Origin of the sequence: Rhodococcus sp. IEGM 1241 (genome assembly GCF_033142365.1) — a bacterium.
GTDB classification, from domain to species: Bacteria; Actinomycetota; Actinomycetes; order Mycobacteriales; family Mycobacteriaceae; genus Rhodococcus_F; species Rhodococcus_F erythropolis.
Genome location: NZ_JAWLSE010000003.1, coordinates 72,102 through 93,610 on the forward strand (window position 1 = coordinate 72,102; position 21,509 = coordinate 93,610).

22 protein-coding genes are annotated in these 21,509 nt (G+C 61.5%); 13 read left to right on the forward strand and 9 right to left on the reverse strand.

The features are described 5' to 3' along the window. The first annotated feature begins 121 nt into the window (after positions 1-121). Positions 122-991 carry a PhzF family phenazine biosynthesis protein gene (locus R4P70_RS15280; RefSeq protein WP_020907408.1) on the forward strand — a complete coding sequence of 290 codons (870 nt, stop codon included), beginning with the start codon at positions 122-124 and terminating at the stop codon, positions 989-991. Positions 992-1,079: 88 nt separating this feature from the next. Further along, positions 1,080-1,505, forward strand: coding sequence for a DUF6069 family protein (locus R4P70_RS15285; protein ID WP_020907407.1), 426 nt, complete (start codon positions 1,080-1,082; stop codon positions 1,503-1,505). On the opposite strand, the gene R4P70_RS15290 is transcribed toward R4P70_RS15285, so the two are convergent. The 5 genes from R4P70_RS15290 to R4P70_RS15310 all read right to left on the reverse strand — a co-directional run bounded on the left by R4P70_RS15290 (position 1,502) and on the right by R4P70_RS15310 (position 6,192). Further along, the gene (locus tag R4P70_RS15290; protein ID WP_019748033.1) at positions 1,502-2,335 is read right to left on the reverse strand and encodes a GAF and ANTAR domain-containing protein; all 834 of its coding nucleotides are present in this window, start codon (positions 2,333-2,335) and stop codon (positions 1,502-1,504) included. The genes R4P70_RS15285 and R4P70_RS15290 overlap by 4 nt on opposite strands. A 76-nt stretch (positions 2,336-2,411) precedes the next feature. After that, a complete protein-coding gene (locus tag R4P70_RS15295) occupies positions 2,412-2,981 on the reverse strand; it encodes an RNA polymerase sigma factor (protein ID WP_020969378.1) in 570 nt (189 codons plus the stop codon). A gap of 84 nt (positions 2,982-3,065) precedes the next feature. Continuing rightward, entirely contained in the window at positions 3,066-4,577 is a 1,512-nt protein-coding gene (locus R4P70_RS15300; protein WP_070796243.1) for a cobyric acid synthase, read from the reverse strand. A gap of 8 nt (positions 4,578-4,585) precedes the next feature. Next, positions 4,586-5,443 carry a type I methionyl aminopeptidase gene (gene map, locus R4P70_RS15305; RefSeq protein ID WP_007734970.1) on the reverse strand — a complete coding sequence of 286 codons (858 nt, stop codon included), beginning with the start codon at positions 5,441-5,443 and terminating at the stop codon, positions 4,586-4,588. Positions 5,444-5,472: 29 nt separating this feature from the next. Further along, the gene (locus tag R4P70_RS15310) at positions 5,473-6,192 is read right to left on the reverse strand and encodes a transglutaminase domain-containing protein (protein ID WP_317830971.1); all 720 of its coding nucleotides are present in this window, start codon (positions 6,190-6,192) and stop codon (positions 5,473-5,475) included. Between the two features lie 53 nt (positions 6,193-6,245). On the opposite strand from R4P70_RS15310, the gene R4P70_RS15315 reads away from it, so the two are divergent. The 4 genes from R4P70_RS15315 to R4P70_RS15330 all read left to right on the forward strand — a co-directional run bounded on the left by R4P70_RS15315 (position 6,246) and on the right by R4P70_RS15330 (position 9,011). After that, the gene (locus R4P70_RS15315; protein WP_317830972.1) at positions 6,246-6,596 is read left to right on the forward strand and encodes a DMT family transporter; all 351 of its coding nucleotides are present in this window, start codon (positions 6,246-6,248) and stop codon (positions 6,594-6,596) included. After that, positions 6,593-6,919: a DMT family transporter gene (locus R4P70_RS15320; protein WP_019748027.1), complete on the forward strand. Its 327-nt coding sequence runs from the start codon at positions 6,593-6,595 to the stop codon at positions 6,917-6,919. The genes R4P70_RS15315 and R4P70_RS15320 overlap by 4 nt, the downstream gene beginning before the upstream one ends. Before the next feature lie 54 nt (positions 6,920-6,973). Continuing rightward, entirely contained in the window at positions 6,974-7,792 is an 819-nt protein-coding gene (locus R4P70_RS15325) for a helix-turn-helix transcriptional regulator (protein WP_019748026.1), read from the forward strand. 142 nt (positions 7,793-7,934) lie between these two features. Then, complete coding sequence (locus R4P70_RS15330; protein WP_020907401.1) at positions 7,935-9,011, forward strand: ABC transporter substrate-binding protein; 1,077 nt, start codon at positions 7,935-7,937, stop codon at positions 9,009-9,011. A gap of 17 nt (positions 9,012-9,028) precedes the next feature. Here the strand turns inward: R4P70_RS15330 and R4P70_RS15335 are convergent, their stop codons facing one another. Further along, on the reverse strand, positions 9,029-9,622 hold the full coding sequence (locus R4P70_RS15335; protein ID WP_317830973.1) for a GNAT family N-acetyltransferase: 594 nt from the start codon (positions 9,620-9,622) through the stop codon (positions 9,029-9,031). Between the two features lie 162 nt (positions 9,623-9,784). Between R4P70_RS15335 and R4P70_RS15340 the strand changes: the two genes are divergently transcribed. Together R4P70_RS15340 and R4P70_RS15345 are read left to right on the forward strand one after the other, a co-directional pair. After that, entirely contained in the window at positions 9,785-10,183 is a 399-nt protein-coding gene (locus R4P70_RS15340) for a hypothetical protein (RefSeq protein WP_019748023.1), read from the forward strand. 78 nt (positions 10,184-10,261) lie between these two features. After that, positions 10,262-11,707, forward strand: coding sequence for a hypothetical protein (locus R4P70_RS15345; RefSeq protein ID WP_317831071.1), 1,446 nt, complete (start codon positions 10,262-10,264; stop codon positions 11,705-11,707). Here R4P70_RS15345 and R4P70_RS15350 read toward each other — a convergent pair. After that, positions 11,685-12,062 (reverse strand): SHOCT domain-containing protein, encoded by a 378-nt coding sequence (locus R4P70_RS15350; protein WP_020969370.1) that lies wholly within the window; start codon positions 12,060-12,062, stop codon positions 11,685-11,687. The genes R4P70_RS15345 and R4P70_RS15350 overlap by 23 nt on opposite strands. 131 nt (positions 12,063-12,193) lie before the next feature. Further along, complete coding sequence (locus R4P70_RS15355) at positions 12,194-12,445, reverse strand: three-helix bundle dimerization domain-containing protein (protein WP_317830974.1); 252 nt, start codon at positions 12,443-12,445, stop codon at positions 12,194-12,196. A gap of 219 nt (positions 12,446-12,664) precedes the next feature. On the opposite strand from R4P70_RS15355, the gene ppk2 reads away from it, so the two are divergent. From ppk2 to R4P70_RS15375, 4 genes are read left to right on the forward strand one after another with little or no spacing between them, the layout of a single operon-like run. After that, complete coding sequence (gene ppk2 / locus R4P70_RS15360; RefSeq protein ID WP_153212522.1) at positions 12,665-13,432, forward strand: polyphosphate kinase 2; 768 nt, start codon at positions 12,665-12,667, stop codon at positions 13,430-13,432. A gap of 27 nt (positions 13,433-13,459) precedes the next feature. Next, positions 13,460-16,222 (forward strand): cation-translocating P-type ATPase, encoded by a 2,763-nt coding sequence (locus R4P70_RS15365; RefSeq protein ID WP_317830975.1) that lies wholly within the window; start codon positions 13,460-13,462, stop codon positions 16,220-16,222. Next, the gene (locus R4P70_RS15370; RefSeq protein WP_019748017.1) at positions 16,219-17,913 is read left to right on the forward strand and encodes a SulP family inorganic anion transporter; all 1,695 of its coding nucleotides are present in this window, start codon (positions 16,219-16,221) and stop codon (positions 17,911-17,913) included. The genes R4P70_RS15365 and R4P70_RS15370 overlap by 4 nt, the downstream gene beginning before the upstream one ends. Before the next feature lie 47 nt (positions 17,914-17,960). Then, positions 17,961-18,926, forward strand: coding sequence for an endonuclease/exonuclease/phosphatase family protein (locus R4P70_RS15375; RefSeq protein WP_317830976.1), 966 nt, complete (start codon positions 17,961-17,963; stop codon positions 18,924-18,926). Between the two features lie 36 nt (positions 18,927-18,962). Here R4P70_RS15375 and R4P70_RS15380 read toward each other — a convergent pair whose 3' ends face one another. Further along, complete coding sequence (locus tag R4P70_RS15380; RefSeq protein WP_223257884.1) at positions 18,963-19,961, reverse strand: Lrp/AsnC family transcriptional regulator; 999 nt, start codon at positions 19,959-19,961, stop codon at positions 18,963-18,965. Between the two features lie 136 nt (positions 19,962-20,097). Between R4P70_RS15380 and R4P70_RS15385 the strand changes: the two genes are divergently transcribed. Next, the gene (locus tag R4P70_RS15385) at positions 20,098-21,441 is read left to right on the forward strand and encodes a DUF3100 domain-containing protein (RefSeq protein ID WP_020969365.1); all 1,344 of its coding nucleotides are present in this window, start codon (positions 20,098-20,100) and stop codon (positions 21,439-21,441) included. Positions 21,442-21,509: the final 68 nt, after the last annotated feature.

Here is a 21,509-nt window from a genome sequence, read left to right on the forward strand (position 1 = left end):
ATCTGCACCAACGACGCCGTGCGGCCGGTTTGTTCCGGAGGCAGTCCAGTTCGAAGATCGCGGACCGCAATCGCGCGATGTCTCTTCCCCCGATGGACGACAGCGGACAAAGATGGTCGACATGGCAACTTCTCACGACATCCTCCGACTGACTGCGTTCAGTTCGGATCCGGCCGGCGGTAATCCCGCCGGCGTGCTGCTCGACGCCCGCGGACTCGACGACCCCGAATTACAATCCGTTGCAGCCGAAGTCGGGTATGCCGAGACGGCGTTCCTCATCGAACCGGAACTCGGAGGCAACCCGCGCCACAGCCGGATCCGGTACTTCTCCCCTATCGCCGAAGTACCGTTCTGCGGTCATGCCACTATTGCGACGGCCATCGCTCTCACCGAGCGAGACGGCGACGGAACCTTCACATTCGAAACACCGATCGGACCGGTATCCATCGACACGGCGACCGACGAGGACGGAAGGTCGACCGCGACCTTCATCAGCGTCGAACCGTCGGTCTCGCCGATCGATCATGCTGTGCTGACAGCGCTGCTCGGGCTCATCGGCGTCGATTCGTCTGCGCTCGACGCGCGGTATCCCGCAATGCTTTCGTACGCCGGCAACACTCACCCGATCGTCGTACTTCGTGATCAGTCGACATTCGACGAGTTCACCTTCGATCCCGTAGCGATGAGAACCCTGATGGACGCGCAGGGGTGGGCCGGCACGGTGACAATCCTGCACCCCCTCGACGACAACACCTTCGAAGCCCGAAATCTGTTTCCGGTGGGAAACATCGTCGAGGATCCTGCAACCGGGTCCGCAGCGGCGTCGACCGGCGGTTACCTGCGCAAACTCGAACCCGCGGCCACTCCGCGGCGGATCACCATCCACCAGGGCCGACACGTCGGGCGTCCCAGTGTGCTCGAGGTCGACATCCCAGTCGACGGCGGTATCTCGGTCACCGGCACCGCAGTGCCCGTCGTCGACGGGCAATAGTCAACCTCAGCGATGAGTTTCTGCCCGCCGGCGGGTCTATTCACCAGAGCGACGTCACAAGACCATCGCATCGAGCCGGGAGAACACCATGTCTGCAATCGCGTCAACCGCACACAACCTCCACGTCACCAAGCCACGCGCCGTACTCGGCGCCACGATAATTGCTCTCGTCGTCAATCTGATCCTGTGGTTGATCGGCCTCGCATTGGGCGGATCCTTCGAGATGACAGATCAGGGAAAGCCGGCGAGCGTCGCGCCTGGTGGGGTCATCACATTGACGGTGGTGCCACTGCTGGTCGGTTTGTCGGTCGCAATGTTGATCTCACTGAAGTGGGAGCCGATCATCCGCATCGCCCAGATCGTGGGGGCAGTCGTGGCGCTCGGCACCATCGCTCTGACCATTGCCGCAGACTTCGACGCCGCCAGCACGGTCATGCTCGCGCTGATGCACGTGGTTGTCGCCGCGAGCGTCGTCGTCGCGCTCGAGGCTGTACGTCGGTCCCCCTCGAACTAGACAGCGGTAGGCGGCGCCGAATACGTCTCGACGATCTCGGCTGCCACGTCGCGCAACCGGGTATTCGTCGTCTGAGACTGCTTGCGCAGCATGTGAAATGCGGTGTCGGCGTCGATCCGATGGATGGCCATCAGCATGCCTTTGGCCTGTTCGATCGGCGCCCGGGTCTCGAGCGCACGTTGCAAGGCATCAGCCACCGCCTTGGCGGACTTGAAACGAGAGAAGTCGCCGATCGCGCGTGAGACCGTTGTCGTGAGAATCTCCATGACATCCGCGTCGACCCGGTCGAATGCCGCTGAGGCGCGTCCGTACAGGTTGAACGAACCCAGTCGCTGATCCGGCGTGAAGAGCGGCGCCGCGAGAAAGGACTTGATCCCTTCGTCCTTCGCCGCCGCCGCGAACCGCGGCCAGCGTTCCGCGCTGGTCTCGGCATCGACGACAACGGTTTCACCGGTTCGAGCGGCGTGCAGACATGGTCCGTCGCCGGCGTCGTACTGCTCGATGTCGACACGCAGAGTCCGCGAATCGGTATGAACGGCGGTGTAGGTCTGCCCGGCCAGATCGATGGTGACGCCGATGCTGTCGGCGCCCTCGATGGCGTCGTTCGCGATTTCGACGGCGCGCTGGAGCAAAACCACGAGTTCGTCCTCGTCGCCGATACTTCCTCCGAGCGCTGCCAGCAACTCCCGGACCGCGCTTGCAGTCAGCCGAGTTTCCGCAGCCTCGACGGCGACGTCAGCACCCGTTGCCGTCGCATCGTCCGGCATTACCGACGGCACCGAATCCTCGGTTCTCGGGTCGAAGCCTCTGGGGTCGAAAGCGGTATCCACGACGAAGCATTCTTCCAGCTACCCGGGCCGTCAGGAGAGTGAGTTCGGTGACAGAACCCGGCAAACCGCCGAGTCGTCATCGCCATCGGTCGAGCGCGAGACCCAGATTCCGCCTCGCCCGAGTGTGTTGGCCACGAACCGCGTCCGGACTCAGTTCCAGGACAACTGCGATCTGTGGATACGTCATGCCCTCCACTTCCCGCAAGACCCAGGCGGCGCGCTGACGCAGCGGTAGACGATCGAGTTCGGCTTCAAGAGCGTCGAGAAATGCTGTGCCGCATACTTCCTCGCTCGGATCGCGCAATCGAGTATCGACTTCGTCCCGAAGTCCGTCCACATCGGCGGCGCAGGAGCCGACTTTTCGATGGACATCCGCGATCTTGCGAGAGCAGATCGCGAACAACCAGGTCTTGATGCTCGAGCGCCGCTGAAACCCCGGAAGTTGGCGCCAGGCGGCAACGCAGGTTTCCTGGACGATGTCGTCGACGTCACTCTCACTGGTGACGAGTCGACGGGCAAATCGATACAAGTGCGGGCCGTATCGGCGAACGATGACGTCGAAGGCCGCATGATCGCCGAGCATTGCCGAGTCGACCAGCACCTCGTCACTGAAGTCGGTAAGCAAGCCGTCGAATTGATCTGTCACCGCGCACACTCCTACTAGGGAGCCGTCGCGGGAGTGAGGCCTGGCTATTCTACCGCGTCCACGTCGACGCCCGCGGGAGCGCTCTCAGGCTTCGAGTGCGGAGGCAATGACGGGAAGCCCGATCGGCGCCCCACCGTTGATCAGTTTCTCGAGTAGATCCTGATCGAGGTGCTGCTCGACGAGATCAGCGAGAAGGTCGAGTTGTTGTTCTCGCACCGCGGCAACCGAGGTGTCGGGTGCAGCAACAAAACCGGGAACCGCGATCTCACGCAGCAGGCTGCGCCGAAAGTCGTCACTTTCCAGGAGACCATGCCAGTGTGTCCCTCGAACAGACCCTCGCACACTGCCTTCCGGCACACCGCCCGAGTCCGCCAGCAATGGACGGTCCCCGTTGTGCACGACGCGTCCGTGATGAATCTCGTACCCCGACACCGAGATACCGTCGGCGGAACCGGTTACCTGCGCCAGCACTTTGTCCGAAGCGAATTCGATGTCGAGGTCCAGCAGACCGAGTCCTGCGGTGATCCCTGATCCTGATTCGACCTCGTCGACGATCGAATTACCCAGCATCTGGTATCCGCCGCAGACTCCCAGCACCGCCTGCCCGCGGCCCGCTCGGGCGATGATCTCGTCAGCCAGGCCGGTACTCCGCAACCACTCGAGGTCACTCACGGTGGACTTACTACCGGGGATCACCACGAGGTCTGCGTCGCGGATCCGCGACGGATCGGTCACCCACGAAACTGCCACGCCCGGTTCACATGCCAGCGCCTCGACATCCGTCGAGTTGGAGATGCGCGGGAGCCGAACCGCAGCAACGGTGAGCCAGGCCGAACCGACGGGTGGGCCAGGGCGCCCTACCGGGGCGTTGCCGGTGACGCCAAGCGAATCCTCGGCGTCGAGCCAAAGATCGTCGGCAAACGGGATCACTCCGAGAGTGGGTCGACCGGTGAGGCTGCGCAGTTGATCCAGTCCAGGTTCCAACAGTGCAACGTCACCGCGGAATTTGTTGATCACAAATCCCGCGATCAATGCCTGGTCGCTCGGCGAGAGCACAGCAACGGTCCCGAACAGATGGGCCAGGACGCCGCCGCGATCGATGTCACCGACGACGACGACCGGAATCTGCGCAGCCTCAGCCAATCCCATGTTGGCAAGATCCGTTGCGCGCAAGTTGATTTCGGCCGGTGAACCGGCGCCTTCACAGATCACGACGTCGAACTCGGATCGAAGCGATTCGAGATCTTCGGCCACGACGGCGCGAAGCCACTGCCGATGCTGCATGTAATCGCGAGCACCCACCGTGGTCATCGCCTTGCCCCGAACGACCAGTTGCGAAGTGCGATCACTCCCCGGCTTGAGCAGCACGGGATTGAATCGAACACTCGGCTCCAGACCGCATGCCCGCGCCTGAAGTGCCTGCGCACGGCCGATCTCTCCGCCGTCGAGCGTGACCACGGAGTTGTTCGACATGTTCTGCGCCTTGAACGGCGCCACTCGGACGCCTCGACGCGCCAACATGCGACACAATCCGGCTACCAGAACGCTCTTGCCTGCGTCGGAAGTAGTGCCGGCTACCAGCAGAGCGCCGCGCATCGCCGAACTCAAGGCAGGGTGAGAATCTCTGCACCGGTCTCGGTGACCACCAAGGTGTGCTCGAACTGCGCCGTCCACTTACGGTCCTTGGTGACGACGGTCCAGCCGTCCTCCCAGATCTCGTAGTCGATACCACCGAGGTTGATCATCGGTTCGATCGTGAAGACCATGCCCGGTTCGATGATCGTCTCGACCGCGGGCTCGTCGTAGTGCAGGATCACGAGGCCGTTGTGGAAGGTCTCGCCGATTCCGTGTCCGGTGAAGTCCCGGACGACGCCGTACCCGAACCGATGGGCGTAGGACTCGATGACGCGTCCGATCACGTTGAGCGCGCGGCCGGGCTTGACGGCTTTGATGGCCCGCATCGTTGCCTCGTGTGTGCGCTCGACGAGCAAGCGGTTCTCTTCGGACACGTCACCGGCGAGGAACGTCGCATTGGTGTCCCCGTGCACTCCGTTGATGTATGCGGTGACGTCGATATTGACTATGTCTCCGTCCTGGATCACGGTCGAGTCGGGGATTCCGTGGCAGATCACCTCGTTGAGAGACGTGCAGCACGACTTCGGAAAGCTCTTGTAGCCCAACGTCGACGGGTATGCGCCGTGGTCGAGCATGAACTCGTGTGCGATGCGGTCGAGCTCGTCGGTCGTGACACCGGGAGCGACAGCCTTGCCGGCTTCCTGCAGCGCGCCGGCAGCGATCTTGCTGGCGATGCGCATCGCCTCGATCGTCTCCGGCGTCTGAACCCAGGGCTCGTTGCCCTCTTTGGCGGTCGGCTTCCACGCGTACTCGGGCCGCTCGATCTTTGAGGGCACAGCGAGGACGGGAGAGACGGTTCCAGGGACCAATGGGGTACGCACAGACATGCAGAACAGCCTAGACCTCGCGTCGCGCGTCAGCCGGATGCACTCCAGTTCCGGAAAACCGGATCGACGAGAATTCTGATGGGGGTCGACATCGTCTGTCCGAATTCCTCGAAGAGCTTGTCGCGAGATTCGAAGGTGCCCAGATCACGGTCGACGAATTCGGAGAAGTCCAAGCAATCGCACGAAATTGATTTGCCCCAACTGATCGGAGCGCGTCCGATCGCGTCGAACAGTGTCTCCTCGCCGGTGTTCGTGAACGGTTCGAGCGCTGAGACCACCGCAGGTGAAACGATCTCGGAAATGTCCTGCCAGCGTCCGTCGACCAGAAATTCCGGCCACGCCAGCAGCACTGACTTCGGAATCACCGCATGTAGACGCCGAAATCTCGGGTACCAGAACTCCCCACGAAGTACGAGACCGTGAACTCGGGTGGCGATACCTCGGCGGCGAGCCAACGCTTCGACGATAGCCAGTCTCTGACTGCATGATCCGCGTCCTCGGCTCAATGTCACCGAGACGGGTTGCCGGTCGTCGAGGCCGTACACCGGCCGAATATTTGCAGCGACGCTGCGATGGGCCGACACCAGGAACTCCTGCGCCGACTGGATCGCACCTTCTGCAATGTCCTCGTAGAGGCGAGCCACGTCATCGTGGCCCCAGTCGAGAATCGGCGTCGCGGTTATATCGCCACCGGACACATCGTGGCGGATGTCACCTTGGCGGATTCCGCCGAGCAGCACGCACGTCATGTCTCAACCGTAGTGCGCGACCGGAATCGGTGGAGCCTGACAGAATCCGAACCGTGAAGAAATGGCTCCTGTTGATCACCGCGATCCTGACCGAGGTGTCTGCGACTCTGTCTCTGCGCGCGGCCCTCGATCACCCCGCCTGGTACGTCGTGGTCGTCGGCGGATATCTCGCAGCATTCACCGCGTTGTCGTTCGTCCTGCGGGAGGGCATGAGACTCGGTGTTGCATACGGAATCTGGGGCGCAACCGGAGTTGTCCTGACCGCGGTGTTCGCGACTTTCCTTTTCGGCGACCCCCTGACAGCCACCATGGGCGTCGGCATTGCCCTGGTCATCGGCGGAGTCCTCTGCGTTGAACTCGGTTCCCAGGTTGCTGCCGACAGCGGGCCGGCGGACCCGGCATGACTTTCGTATTTCTGATCGCTGCAATTATTTCCGAGGTCACCGCGACGTTGTCACTACGGATGGCGTCGCAGGACGGCAGCGACAAACGATGGCTCGCGGTTGTCACCGTGGGGTACCTCGCCGCTTTCGCTTTCCTCACGCTCGCACTCGACGCGGGCCTGACAATCGGCGTTGCGTACGGCATCTGGACTGCTTGCGGGGTGGCGCTAACAGCAATCGCATCCCGCATTCTCTTTCGCGAACCGCTGACCAAGCTCATGATCGTGGGGATCGGCCTTATCGCGGCAGGCGTGCTTCTCATCGAACTCGGTGCGGGCCACTGAACCCAGCAAACAGGGTGTAAGGTTTACCTAACTTTGCTTTGGAGGTAGTCCGCAGTGCCGATCCCTGCCCTTCGTGAAATCGACGGTGGCCTCCACCTGTCGGATTCCGACCGCCACACTCCGATGGCGCGCGCCGTCCCGGCGCCGTTCCAACTGACGACGTACATCGTCGAGACCGACCACATCACCCAGTGGCCACAGCACGCTCATGCCGAGCACGAACTCATCTGGTCCGACCGCGGCGTCGTCAACATGATCATCGACAATCAACTCTGGACCGTCACGCCCGGCGTCGGCCTGTGGATCCCTCGCGGGGTCCTCCACGAAGGTCAGGCCAATCCCCACGTCGCATTCCGCGCCACTCTCTTCACCCCCGAGTTGTGGACTCCCGCCTGGAACGAACCGTGCATCGTGACGTTGAGTGAGGCAGCCCGGGTACTGCTGATACACCTCGCCCATACCGGAATGCCTGCAGAACAACGCCTTCGGGCACAGCAGGTCTGTGTCGATCTCCTCACCCCGGCATCGGCACCTCACTTCGACGTACCGATCCCCCGCGATCCCCGGCTTCGACAACTCGTCGACAAAGTGTTGTCGGATCCCGCCGACGATCGGTCACTCGACCAGTGGGCGCACGTTCTCAACCTCAGCCGACGCACGGTCACCCGGATTTTTGCCGCGGAACTTGCGCTGAGTTTTGCGCAATGGCGCACTCTGGTTCGCATGAGCACAGCACTGGGCATGCTCGGGACCGGGATGAGTGTGAACGCCGTCAGCCGTCGAGTCGGGTACGGGACGTCGAGCTCGTTCATCGCTGCTTTTCGTAAGACGGTCGGCTACACCCCTGGCAATGCGCTCGCCGCTGTCAACTGACTCGAGCCTGACCTGTTGTCGACATCTGCTGGCCCCTTCGCTACACGCACGCGCCCTACATTCACTTAGGTAAGCCTGCTCTCATGTGCGTACCGCGCTGAGTCGTGCAAGCACTTCCCCGATCAATCCCGAGGAGTTTCGCGTGTTCAGATCTGCCCGTCAGAGAATTCGTCCCCAACGGAAGAGGCGAATTGTCGTTGCGCTGATGGTGGCGGCCGCACTGCCTCTGACCGCCTGCACGCAGTCGTCATCGGACGCCCAGGAAAATAGTTCGTCGGCATCTGCTGTCGAGGACGGCGCATACCCCGTCACGATCGAGCACGCATTCGGCGGCACCACCATCGACAAGGAACCGACCAGGATCCTCACCCTCGATTCCGCAGCGGCCGACACTGTCATCGCCCTCGGCGTCACTCCGATTGCAATGCAGAAGGACTCGTGGGCCGGCGACGCCGACGGCTTCCTCCCGTGGACGCGCGCGGAACTCGAGAAGTCGGGCCAGCCGCTGCCCACACCGGCGCCGTACTACTCCGACAGCGGTGAGCTTCTGTTCGAGCAGATCCTCAATGCCGCACCCGACCTGATTCTTGCCCCGTATTCCGGTTTCTCCGAGCAGGACTATCAGCGCCTGAGCTCGATCGCCCCGACACTCCCCTACGACACCAAGCCGTACCAGCCGAGTTCGTGGCAAAACCTCGCCACCGATGTCGGCAAGGCCTTGGGGCGCCCGGCCCAAACCGCGGATTTGATCAAGTCCGTCGAAAAGACGGTGGAAGAGTCGAAGACCAGCCATCCTGAATTCAATGGAGTCACGTTCGCCTTCGGGTCTTACATCCGCGAAGGCGAAACCGAAACGGCCATCTACGGCCCGGACGATCCGCGCGTGAAGTTCGTCGAAAACCTCGGACTCACAGTCGCTCCCGACGTGGTCAACGGTGCCAAGAACTTTGCAGGCGACTCGTTCCTGTTCGGCATCAGCATGGAAAAGCTCGACACGATCAACACCGATGTATATCTCGGATGGGCAAGCGATCAGTCGGAAGTCGACAGCACGTTGGCCAACACCCTGTTCGCACGGTGGCCGGTTATCGCCAACGGGAAGGACTTGTGGATCACCGACAATCGCCTGACAGCCGCCACAATGTACGTCAGCGTTTTGAGCGTTCCATGGGCAACTGACGAGCTGGTCCCCCAGTTGACCGAACTGGTTGCGAAGTAGCAGCTCGGCCCTCCTGATCAGAGACTTGAAGGCCACTCACTGCGCAGCGTTGCAAAAACCACAGTGTCGGTCCACTCGTTCTTGATCCACGCGTTCTGCCGAAAATGCGCCTCTCGCCGCAACCCGATTCGCCGCGCGAGTCGCGCCGAGGATTCGTTTCTCGCATCCATCTGCGCGACCACGCGGCGCAATCGGGGTGTCGCGAAGACCAGGTCGATCAGAGCGGTCACAGCTTCCGTCGCGAATCCTCGGCCGCCGAACTCGGGCGAGAATGCCCACCCGACTTCTGCCGTGTGCGCGGTTTCGGCTGTGCAACCCGATTCCTCGACTAGCCAGGCACTCACGCTTCCGACAACCCGGCCCTCGTATTCGACAGCAAGAGCCACCGCGCCCGCTGCCAGGTCGCGGCGAGACATTCTGGTCTGCACTGCCTCTCGCGCATCGTCCGGGCTCCAGGGTTCGTTGAACAAATACCGGCACACGTCGCTACGCCCGTAGAAGGTGAGAAGGTCCTGATGATCGCCGGGACGGTAGGTACGAAGCACCAGTCGATCCGTCCGAATTGTTACCGGCGCAGTCGTCGGCGTCATGCCTGCGTCCTCCACATCCATGCCGTCACGGTAGATCCTCTCGGATTCGTGGGCGAGCGAATATCGCGAGGATGTCCAGCGCTGAATGTTTGATTTGCCCCGTGGCGGGATACTTCACCACCGTAAATGGTCGCAATACGGAGTTACGCCAGGCAATTTCGCACTTGATACCAAGGGGCGGTCATGGCCGAGGAATCACTGGTCAAGCAAGGTGTGGCAAAAGGAAGCGCGCTGGGCGGAGCCGTTCTTCTCGTCACCGTCGGCGTGCTCGAAATTCTCCAAGGCATCTCGGCGATATCCAAAGACGATGTGACCGTCGTCGGCCCTGAATACGCGTACCAATTCGACCTCACCTCCTGGGGATGGATTCACCTCGTACTCGGCGTGCTCGTCACCGCTGTCGGAATCATGCTCTTCACCGGCGCGACGTGGGCACGGGTAGGCGCGATAATCTTCTGTTCGCTGTCGATCCTCGCGAATTTCCTGTGGCTACCCCACTCTCCGTGGTGGTCGATCACCATCATCGCGCTCGACGTATTCGTCATCTGGGCTGTCGCGACATGGAATCCCGACGTGATCTGAGGTCTCGACTCCGGATCCACCCATCGAATTCAGCGTTTTCATCTGTGCGGCAGCAGTTTCCCTCCGGAGAGGAACATGATGGCAAACGGCACGAACGACGGCCCACTCCAGGAGGACGAACGTGCCGAACTATCCAGGTTGCGGCAAGAGGTTGCAACGCTTCGCGAGCAGACTCCCAGCGCCCGCGAAACGACCGTCGAGCAAGTCTCCCGGCCACCTCGACACGGACTGCGGTGGACTGCCGTGGCGATACTGCTGGTGTTGGTCGCGCTCCTTGCCGTCTTGTCCGTGACCACCCGCTTCACCCGTAGTCAGATACTCGACACGGACCGCTACGTCAGTACGGTCGCGCCACTGGGCGAGAATCCCGCCGTTCAGGCCGAGATCACGAATCAGATCACCGACGAGATCTTCGATCGTGTCGACGTCGAGGGGCTCACCACCGACGCACTCACCGCACTGACCGACGTGTCGAATCTTGCGGCCAACGCGCCGCGTCTGGATCAAGCCGTAGTGGGGTTGGCACCGGTGATCGCCGGCCAGGCAAAGAGTTTTGTTCACGACACGGTGGGCTCGCTCGTTCGGTCACAACAGTTCGAGGACTTGTGGATTCAAGCGAACCGATCGGCGCACAACGCACTGGTCTCGGTCATGACCGGAGATTACGGCCCCAATTCCGTCGAAGTCGATCAGAGCGGAACCGTCAGCATTTCGCTCAGTACGATCATCGACAGGGTCAAAGCAGCTTTGATCGACCGCGGCTTCGCCTTCGCAGACAAAATCCCCTCCGTGGACAAGGAATTTGTTCTCTTCCAGTCCCCCGAGCTGGTGAAGGCTCAGCGAGCCGTCTCGGCACTCGACAAGGTCTCAGCGGTGTTGCCGTGGTTGGGAATCGCTTGCGCGGCAGCCGCTGTCGCCGTTGCGCCAACCGGTCGCAGGCTCCGCGCACTGTCCCTGGTCGGCTTGTCGATTGCGTTGGGAATGCTGGTTCTCGCGATCGGAATTCTCATCGGACGCGCAATCTACCTCGACAGTGTGCCCACCGATATCCTCTCGCCAGACGCCGCGACTGCCGTCATCGACACAGTTCTGGTACCACTGCGCACGAGCCTGCGAGCGGTTGCGGTCCTCGGCGTGGTGGTCGGGCTCGGCGCCTACCTGGTCGGTGGGTCGTCGTCGGCGATCGCCGTTCGACGAGGCTACGGGCAGGCATTGGACTTCGTCCGGCATTCTTCAAGCGGCCGTACGCCAAATCAGGTGGAGCGGTGGGCCAATCAGCTTCGTGTTCCGCTGCGCTGCGCCATCATCGGCATCGCCGCATTGTTGCTGCTCTTCTGGCGCTACCCCACCGGTTTGGTCGTGGGTTGGATCGTCATCATTGCGCTGGTTGCACTCGTAGCTCTCGAAGTGCTGGTTCGTCCCGCACGCGCCGCCGCGCAGGACGCCCGGCCTGACGACGCCGGAACCGACGACGCCAGGCCTGGGGCAGAAGATACAAAAACTACGCCAGCGCCTTTGCCTTGATTGCCTGGAATTCCTCTTCGTTGATCGCGCCGGAGTCGAGAAGCTCTCTGGCGTCGGCGATCTGCTGAGTCGGAGACCTGCCGGCGACGGTTCGAATGTAGTCACTCTGCGCGTGTATGTGCTGTTGAGCGGCCTCCATCGACCGCCGAGTCATTCCGTCATTCTTGACAACCACATAGATCATCGCGGACAAGAATGGAATGACGAAGAGGAAAATCATCCACAACGCCTTGGCCCAACCCGAAGTCTCGTGATCACGGAACAAGTCGGTGATGATCGAGAACAACACGCTCAAATACGCCACAAAGGCAAAGCAGACGAAGATGAACCAGAAGAATTCCCAGAAACCTTCCATGTCAACGCTCCCTGTACTCGGTTTACACATAAGGAGTTCGGGAGGCTGACATTCCGCGCCTGAAATCTGCAGTCGGCCAAAACTCCCTGGTCCAAGGTCATTTCAGTATGCGCCGACGACGTCCGTTCCGGCTACAGTTCGAGAGGGTTCAGCACTGCGGACCGCTCATCCATTATCGGAATCACGATCACCCGGTTCGAGATCTCGTGTCTGGCCGCCTTTTCGACAAGGAGAGGCACGAAGTCACGTATCCGACAGCCCATAAAACGTTGGTGAATTGTTCGCACTCCGTTTTCGATCTCCGGTGGAGGAACATTCGGATACCGGGAAATCAGGCGAGTGATCACCCGCTCGACGTGGAGCAACTCTTCGTCGCCAGTCATTCATTAATGGTCGTCCGTCCAGGCGACTGCGTCAAGACTCGAAACAGGTTCGAAAACAACACGATTCGGGTCTCGATCACGGAGAGAATAGGTTGACCGAATACGGGGCATACACATACGAGCGGACGATGCCCCGCGCGCTCACGTCTCCAAGGAGTGGAAGTGGGAAAGAACGCTCGGATTCTTCACGACGACGCGGCACTCGTCGCAGAAAAACCGATGAAGAACAAGGTATACCGCCACGAACTCAAGCCGATGCACGGTGAGCTCGTGGCTTTGCAGGAGTGGGTCAAATCGTCTGGCGCCAAGGTCTGCATCGTGTTCGAAGGCCGAGATACCGCGGGGAAGGGCGGAGTAATCAAAGCCATCACCGAACGCGTGAGTCCACGAGTGTTCCGGGTGGTTGCTCTACCGGCGCCGACCGAGCGAGAGCATTCGCAGATGTATGTCCAGCGTTACGTCCCACATCTCCCGGCGGCGGGCGAGATCGTCATCTTCGACCGAAGTTGGTACAACCGTGCCGGAGTCGAACGAGTGATGGGCTTTTGCACCGAAGAACAGGCTCATCAATTTCTCCAGCTCATTCCGACCGTCGAACGCGCGATCGTGGAATCGGGAGTCATTCTGCTCAAGTACTGGCTCGAGGTCAGCGAAGAACAGCAGCTCTTACGTCTGCAAAGCCGGATCGACGATCCTCGAAAGATCTGGAAGCTGTCGAATCTCGATCTGAAGTCGTTCAGTCATTGGTACGACTACTCGCGTGCTCGCGATGAGATGTTTCGCTTCACCGACACCGGCTGGGCGCCCTGGTATGTCGCGAACAACGACGACAAGAAACGCGGACGACTCAACATCATCAGTCACATTTTGAGTCAGATCCCCTACGAGCCCGTGCAATCCACTGACATCACCCTGCCGAAACGGCAGAAGGCCCACGGCTACCAGACGCCCAAACAACCGCTTCACTGGATTCCGACCCGGTATTGACGATCGCCAAGGAAAGGACGTGCGGTCATGAGCCCCACGCCGTGGCATGCGCAGAGTGGCGAATCAGTCGTGTCCGTACTGCAGTCGGACCAGCAGCGCGGACTGCAATCGAGTGAGGCCGACCAACGTCGACAACGCTACGGGTCGAACGAAATCACCTCGACGCCACCGCCGTCGACGTGGTCGATCGCACTGCTGCAACTGAAAGATCCGATGAACTTGATGCTCGTCGCCGTGGCCGCGGTCAGCATCGCCATCGGTGAAGTGCCGACAGCGATCGTGGTGGCGGTGCTCGTCGTGCTCAACATCGTCCTCGGAACTCGACAGGAGTTGAAGGCACGGGCCAGCGTCGACGCGCTCGCCAAGATGCAGACACCCCAAGCGCGGGTCATTCGTGACGGGAACCTGATTCAGCTCGACGCTACCGAACTGGTGCCGGGTGACGTCGTCCAAGTCGAGGCAGGAGACATCATCGCTGCCGACGGACGGTTGCTCGCCTCGACGACCCTGGAGACACAGGAAGCCGCATTGACCGGGGAAAGCGCGCCGATCCCGAAGGACCCGAAAACGCTGAGCAATGAGGATATTCCACTCGGAGACCGCAGCAATCTGGTGTTCCAGAACACCTCGGTCACCCGCGGCACAGCGACCATGGTGGTCACCGAGACCGGAATGCAGACGCAGATCGGCCAGATCGCGTCGATGTTGTCGGCCGTCGCCCCTGGCAAGTCGCCACTGCAACGAGAATTGGACTCTCTCACCAAACTTCTCGGCATCATCGCGTGGACGGCCGTGATCGTCATCGTCGTCATCGGACTCATTCGTGGTCAGGACCTGACAACGCTTCTGCTCCTTGGTATCGCGATGGGAGTGTCCGCGATTCCGACCGGCCTGCCAACCTTCGTCCAGGCAATGCTGGCCTACGGGGCCCGTCAACTGGCCGACGCCAAGGCCGTCGTGAAGAACCTGACCGACGTCGAAACTCTCGGCGCGACCAGTGCAATCAACTCGGACAAGACCGGCACGCTGACCATGAACCAGATGACCGTCCGATCGCTGTACGTCCACGGCCGTTGGTACACGGTCGACGGCGAAGGCTACGCCAAAGCGGGAAGGATCACGCAGGTTGCCGGCGAGGCACCGCCCGACTTCACCCTTCTCGCATACGGACTGTGTCTCGACAGCGATGCGACGGTTTCCGATTCTGGGGAAGTTGTCGGCGACCCGACCGAGGCCGCACTCGTGGTGCTCGCGGCAAAGATCGGTGCCGACGCCCCACTCACCAGACGGACCTACCCGCGGGTGGCGACGGTTCCGTTCGATTCCGCGTACAAGTTCATGGCCACGTACCACCATCTCGAAGTCGACGGCGTAAGTCAGTTCGTCGGATTGGTCAAGGGCGGACCCGATGTCGTCCTCGCTCGGTGTTCTTCGGCCTTTCTCCCCGGCCGTCGGCAGGTCCCGATCGAGGAAGTCCGAGAAGAACTCACGGCAGCAAATCAGTCCATGTCCGAGAAGGGTCTTCGGGTGCTGGCATTCGCGGTCAGACGCCTCGACGGACGGGACGACGCTGTCGTGGCGGACCCTATGTCCTTTGTCGAGGACCTGACGTTTGTCGGTATGGCAGGCATCATCGACCCGCTGCGTCCGGAGGCGGTCGATTCGGTGCGAACCGCACACCGGGCCGGCATCGAGGTCCGCATGATCACCGGCGACCATGCCATCACCGCCGCCGCGATCGGTGCCGAACTCGGACTCGGCCCGGGCGCGGTCGGCGGAGCCGAATTGCAAGCGATGACCGATGACGAACTCTCGGCCGCGTTGCCGAACCTGCACGTGTTCGGCCGAGTCACTCCGCAGGACAAACTTCGCTTGGTCGATGTCATGCAGAGCGGTGGCGCCGTGGTCGCGATGACCGGAGATGCTGTCAACGACGCCGCCGCGTTGAAGAAGGCCGATATCGGCGTCGCCATGGGCTCGGGCAGTGAGGTAACCAAACAGGCGGGCAAGATGGTGCTCACCGACGACAACTTCGGAACCCTCATCACCGCGATCACCCTGGGCCGCAACATCTACGGGAAGATCGTCTCGTACATCCGCTACCAGATGTCGAAACTCTTCTCGTTGGTTCTCCTCTTCCTCGCCGCGAGCATCTTCAACATCAACGAGGGTGTGGCACTGACACCGCTGATGGTGCTGTTCCAGCACTTCTTCATCACACTGTTCCCCGTCGCCGTGATCATGCTCGACCCGCCGCCACCGGATCTGATGAACAAGCCGCCACGCGATCCCAAGATGCCGATCGCACATCGAAGCGCAGTCGCTCAGTGGCTCGCGTACGGCGTCTTGCAATTCGCAGTGACACTCGCAGCGATGCTTCTCGCACCCGGCGAAATGAGCACTACTGAGGCGAATGTCCCCATGACCACCGCATTCGTAGTGCTCTCTCTCGGTTCGATATTCGCTGGGTTGACCATGCGGCGTGATCCCGAGTCCGGCCTTGTTCCGCCGGTTCTCGGTGCCATCAAGATCTTGACCATCCCCACGGTCGTGACCGTATTTGCCGTCGAGGCGGGTGTTCTCCAGGATCTCCTCATGACAACCTCACTGACCGGCGCCCAGTGGCTCGTCTGCCTAGGCTGGTCGCTGATCATCCCGGTTGTCGTCGAGTTGGAAAAGGCGATCCGACGCCGCCGCCTCTCACCGACACCTGTCGCCATCACCGCGACCACTGCAGTTGCCCCCGAGCGCGCCCGTCACTCCGCTGAGGGAGGGACAATCACACGATGACGTGGACGGAGGGTCTAGGTCGGCTACCGGGGATCGCGACTGCCCGCGGGTACCGCCGCGAATGGCTGCGAACCGACATCACAGCAGGGCTCGTCTTGACGGCCCTGCTGATCCCGGCGGGGATGGGCTACGCCGAGGCCGCCGGATTGCCCGCGTACGCCGGTCTGTACGCAACCATCGTGCCGTTGCTCGCGTACGCGGTAGTCGGACCGTCGAAGATTCTTGTACTCGGGCCTGATTCGTCGCTGGCACCGCTCATCGCCGCCGCAGTCATACCGCTGGCGGTGGTCGGCGATTCGGAGAACGCGCTTGCACTCGCCGGGGTTCTCGCCGTCCTTGTCGGGCTCATCCTGGTGATCGGCGGATTTCTGCGTCTGGGTTTCGTGACCGAACTCCTCTCGAAACCGATCCGCCTCGGCTACCTCAACGCCATCGCGCTCGTCGTCGTAATCGGTCAGATTCCCAAGCTGCTCGGTTTCTCCGTCGACGCGTCCGGCCTCCTCGGTGAAATCGGTGAGATCGGAAAGGCTCTGGCCGGTGGAGATGTCGATCCCCTCGCTGCCGTCATCGGCGTGGGTTCACTCATTGTCATTGTGGTCTTCCGGCTCTGGGTACCTGTTGTACCCGGTGTGCTGGTCGCCGTCGTCGCGGCAATAGTCTTGTCCGCCGCCGCCGGTCTCACCGATGACATCGGCATGGTCGGCGCACTGCCGGAAGGACTTCCCCTCCCCTCTCTCGGTGGAGTCACCTGGCAGGACGTCGGGCACCTGATCGGACCGGCGGCAGGTATCGCGCTGATTGCCTTCGCCGACACCGGCGTTCTCTCGCGCACCTTCGCCGCCCGCCACGGCGAGGACGTGAACGGCAGTACCGAGATGAAGGCGATCGGTGTCGCGAACGTGGCCGGCGGACTGTTCGGCGGATTTCCGATATCGGCGAGCGGATCACGGACGCCGGTAGCCGAACAGAGTGGGGCGCATACACAATTGGCCGGTGTCGTCGGAGCACTCGCCGTCCTGGTGTTTGTCCTCGTCGCTCCCGGACTGACGGCATATCTGCCCGATGCAACACTGGCCGCCGTCGTCATCGTCGCCGCGTGTGCACTGATCGACGTGGGCGGCATGGTCCGCATGTGGCGCATGAGCACCGTGGAATTCGGCCTCGCCGTCGCGGCGTTTCTGGGCGTTGCCCTGGTCGGGGTGCTTCAAGGCATCCTTGTTGCGATCGGACTCTCCTTCGTAGCGGTCATCGCGCAGGTATGGCAGCCACATCGAACCGAACTCGTCGAGACGGGCGAACCCGCGGGATTCCACGACGTCGAACGCCACCCGGACGGACATCGCATCCCCGGCCTCGTGTTGGTGAGATTTGACGCACCACTGTTTTTCGCGAACGGCGAGATCTTCGACGAGTACGTTCGCTCCGTCGTCGCCAAGGCACCCGACCCGGTCGAATGGGTGGTCATTGCCGCCGAGCCGATCACCGGGCTCGACACGACCGCCGTCGACGAACTCGTCGATCTGGATACATTTTTGGAGGGCAAAGGAATTCGATTGGCATTCGCGGAGATGAAAGGTCCGATCAAGGATCGACTCATCCGATTCGGGGTCGGCGACAGGTTCGATTCGACGCACTTCTACCCGACCATCGAAGCGGCCGTGAACGCATTCCGCACCCGAACCGGCGACTGACAACGCCAGGCAATCGGGAGCCTAAGCTGCATTAGGTACCGTTTGGTATGGGATTCACGACGGACAACGTTCCGGCTCGCCGTATCGCTCAGGTCGCCGGGGTGGGTGGGATTGCCGTCGGTGTCATTGCGCTGATCTCGTTGTACTCCACCAAGCCGATCAACCCGTTGATCGCCGTGGCCTCCTTTGTCCCGATGCTGCTTGCAGTCACACTCGCAGCGTCCCTGATATGCCTGGTTTTTCGCCGCTGGATCCTGCTGGCGATTTCGGTGGTACTGATAGCGGTGGGCGCGTCGGTGATCAGTCCATTGTATGTAGCAAACAGTTCCGAAATCGACGGGCCGTCTCTGCGTGTAATGCAAGCGAACCTTCTCTTCGGGCAGGCAGACCCCGTCAGTTTGACTGCGACGGTGCGTGAGAAGGCAGTCGATGTCCTGACGGTTCAGGAACTGACCACATCACTCGAAGGCTCTCTGAGAGATCAAGGGCTCGAGCAACTGCTGCCGCATCACTACTTGGTATCGGACGAGGCCGGCGGGGGTGGCGCAGGTATTTACAGTCGTTATCCGCTGACGGAAACTCGGGAATTGAACGGCTTCGGACCTACCAATCTTGTTGCCGAAGTGGGATTCTCAACCCCGTTCACCCTTCTGGCGGTTCACCCCGGACCGGCGTACGTGACCCCGCCCGACGTGTGGACTGCCGAGCTGAGCACGTTGCGAAACGCGCTCGACGCCGCTGCCGCGGAGGGAACCGTCGTCGTCAGTGGCGATTTCAACACGACCTTCACGCACAAGCAATTCCGTGACCTTCTCGACGTCGGCTACTCCGATACCGCAGACCAATTGGGAGTCGGCATCGTTCGCACCTACCCGGCGGACAAAAAATTTCCCGCGATCGTCGGCATCGACCATGTACTTCTGCGGGGTGCACAGGCGAAGACTCTCGAGCGCATCGAGATCGAAGGTTCCGATCACTACGGCTTGATCGTCGACGTGGCGATCCCCCAGTAGTCGGAGAGCACCCGATCCGCGCGAACGCGTTACGGATCACCCGTGCTTCGGCATGCTTCGACCCGACACATCGATTGTTCGATGTAGATGATGCGGCGTACGCAGGACGATCGACCGGTCCACCACGGATACGCCCGGAAACTGCTCGGCGAGATAACCTTCCAAACGCTGCACGTCGTCGATCGAGCGCAGCCACACCGCCAATGCGATGTCGTAGCTGCCGATCGTCGAAGCAACAAGCCTCGCCTCACGCAGGAGGGAAAGGCGCTGAGCAATGGCTTCCTTTCGCCCCTCGAGACGTAAGAAATACCAGGCGTAGACCGGCCAGCCGGAGTAGGGCCGAGCAATCTCCGTGCGGACGACCAGGCGCCCCGTCGACAGCTCGTGAGAAAGGAGCGCCCCGGCGCGAGCCGGCGTGACGCCGAGGGCTGCAGCGAGGGCCGAGACGGTGATTCGTGGTTCGCGAGAAAGGATGTCGAACAGCTTCGACTGTTCCTCTTCGCTGGCGCGTACCCCACGACTCTTCGCCGCCGGGGCCGACTCGAGCGCGGCAATTTCTTCCGCATCGAGAGCACGTAGACGCCAGTTTCGTGCGTCGGAATTCGCCGAGGACACGATCTGAGTTCGCATCGCAGTGACCATCGGCAGCGATCGTGTTCGTTCCAAGACATACCTGGACAATTGATCGAGGTCAGTGCAGGTGAGCGTGACGAGTAGATCCCGATTGCCGGTTGTGAGATCGACTGTGAGAACTTCGGGATCGTGCGCGATCTGTTCGGCCACGCTCAAGGTCTGTGCCGGTGCGCATTCGATCTCGAGCAGTGCGGTCGCCGACACGATGGGACCCCCACGGTACGCAGCGATCCACGCTATCCCTTGCGAGTGCAGACGCTCCCAACGCCTGGTCAGGGTGACCGGGTCGGAACCGATCGCGCGTGAAAGCTCGGACCACGAGGCTCGCGGCCTGATCTGCAGTGCGTTCAACAGCCGAAGATCTTCGTCCTTGAGCACCTGATCCTGCACCGAGGACCTCACTTTCAAAAGAATGCTGCACCGAAACAGGATCGAAACGCATCGATCCTAACTTCATCACATCAATAGTCCACCAAATCCTGAACCTCGAGAACGCTTGCTTCTTGCGTTCGTTCGCCCCCTCGAGAAAGACACCGACATGACCGAAGCATTCCCTGTCTCGCATGACGATTCTCCGGTCAGCGATCAAACCCCGACGCAAAAGATCGTTTTCGCCTTGAGGTCGCCACGGCTGTGGATCGTGGCGATTCTGCTCCTCGCGCTTGCGGCAGGCGCTCAACTGATCGGCCCCGCAGTGATTCCTGTCGGCGCTGCCGCCATCACGATCTTGCCCATGGTGTGGGGACTGATTGCCGGCGGTGCCGTCTCGAGTCAGAAGTGGAAACCTCTCGGCCTCGATCTTCAGGCCGCAGCCTCGGCAATCATGGGGCTGGCTGTTCTCTTGCTTTGCGCGAGACTGTCTTTCACCATCGGCCCGAACATCCAACTGTTGTTCGAGGCGGGCCCCGCCCTGCTACTGCAGGAACTGGGGCACTTGTTCGGCACTATCGCTCTCGCACTCCCGTTGGCGGTACTCCTTCGGATGGGACCGGCCACCGTCGGAGCCACCTTCTCCATCGACCGCGAGGGGTCCTTCGCGATGGTCAGTGAACGCTACGGTCCCGATTCCGACCAGTACCGTGGTGTCCTGTCGATGTACGTCTTCGGCACTCTGTTCGGTGCCGTGCTGATCAGCCTGATTGCGTCGCTGGCGACATCCTTCAACATCTTCGACCCCCTTGCATTGGCGATGGGTGCTGGGGTCGGATCCGGCTCGATGATGGCTGCCGCTGCCGCCAGCGTCGTTTCGGCGCACCCCGAGATGGCCGACCAGGTACTCGCCGTAGCGGCAACATCCAACATCATCACCGGCCTCCTCGGCGTGTATGTCGGCATGTATGTCGCACTCCCCCTTGCCGATCGAATCTACGGCGCACTCACCAAGCGCTCGAAGACGACCAGCGAACGGAAAGCCGACACTGCCCCACGAGCGGTTGCGCCGAGCGTCACCGTGCCGCTGACCACCATCGTTCCGATTCTGTTCGTCGGTGGGGTCATCGTCTCCTCAATCGCAGCGGGTGGCGTATCTCGATCGATCATCGTCGGTTACCTGATCCTCACCGGATTGTTGCTCCTGGGCGTCGGCGTGGCCCGCCTGACGCGCGGCAAGATCGCGGCGATGATCGCAATCATCACCATCGGCGCCTTGGCGACAACACCGTGGTCCCCCATCGGTGATTTCGTCTCGAGCACCGTCGGGACTGTCGACTTTCTCTCGATCTGCACCCTCACCTTGACTGTCGCAGGTCTCAGCCTCGGCAAGGACCTTCCCTTGCTCAAGACGATCGGCTGGAAGATCGTGCCCGTCGGAATCGTCGCGATCCTCGCCTCTTACCTACTTTCCGTGGTCGTCGCGGAGTTCGCGCTGGGCCTCTGGCACTAGAACTGCACCCGAAGACGCTGAGAACCGAAGACACCGCGATCCGAAGACACAGAGAACCAAAGATGTTG

Bases quoted from the DNA above. Each gene is read 5' to 3' on its own strand.
- R4P70_RS15280 (WP_020907408.1), top strand. From the start codon at position 122: ATGGCAACTTCTCACGACATCCTCCGACTGACTGCGTTCAGTTCGGAT.
- R4P70_RS15285 (WP_020907407.1), top strand. From the start codon at position 1,080: ATGTCTGCAATCGCGTCAACCGCACACAACCTCCACGTCACCAAGCCA.
- R4P70_RS15300 (WP_070796243.1), bottom strand. From the start codon at position 4,577: ATGCGCGGCGCTCTGCTGGTAGCCGGCACTACTTCCGACGCAGGCAAG.
- map (WP_007734970.1), bottom strand. From the start codon at position 5,443: ATGTCTGTGCGTACCCCATTGGTCCCTGGAACCGTCTCTCCCGTCCTC.
- R4P70_RS15310 (WP_317830971.1), bottom strand. From the start codon at position 6,192: ATGACGTGCGTGCTGCTCGGCGGAATCCGCCAAGGTGACATCCGCCAC.
- R4P70_RS15320 (WP_019748027.1), top strand. From the start codon at position 6,593: ATGACTTTCGTATTTCTGATCGCTGCAATTATTTCCGAGGTCACCGCG.
- R4P70_RS15335 (WP_317830973.1), bottom strand. From the start codon at position 9,622: ATGGATGTGGAGGACGCAGGCATGACGCCGACGACTGCGCCGGTAACA.
- R4P70_RS15340 (WP_019748023.1), top strand. From the start codon at position 9,785: ATGGCCGAGGAATCACTGGTCAAGCAAGGTGTGGCAAAAGGAAGCGCG.
- R4P70_RS15345 (WP_317831071.1), top strand. From the start codon at position 10,262: ATGGCAAACGGCACGAACGACGGCCCACTCCAGGAGGACGAACGTGCC.
- R4P70_RS15350 (WP_020969370.1), bottom strand. From the start codon at position 12,062: ATGGAAGGTTTCTGGGAATTCTTCTGGTTCATCTTCGTCTGCTTTGCC.
- R4P70_RS15355 (WP_317830974.1), bottom strand. From the start codon at position 12,445: ATGACTGGCGACGAAGAGTTGCTCCACGTCGAGCGGGTGATCACTCGC.
- ppk2 (WP_153212522.1), top strand. From the start codon at position 12,665: ATGAAGAACAAGGTATACCGCCACGAACTCAAGCCGATGCACGGTGAG.
- R4P70_RS15365 (WP_317830975.1), top strand. From the start codon at position 13,460: ATGAGCCCCACGCCGTGGCATGCGCAGAGTGGCGAATCAGTCGTGTCC.
- R4P70_RS15370 (WP_019748017.1), top strand. From the start codon at position 16,219: ATGACGTGGACGGAGGGTCTAGGTCGGCTACCGGGGATCGCGACTGCC.
- R4P70_RS15375 (WP_317830976.1), top strand. From the start codon at position 17,961: ATGGGATTCACGACGGACAACGTTCCGGCTCGCCGTATCGCTCAGGTC.
- R4P70_RS15385 (WP_020969365.1), top strand. From the start codon at position 20,098: ATGACCGAAGCATTCCCTGTCTCGCATGACGATTCTCCGGTCAGCGAT.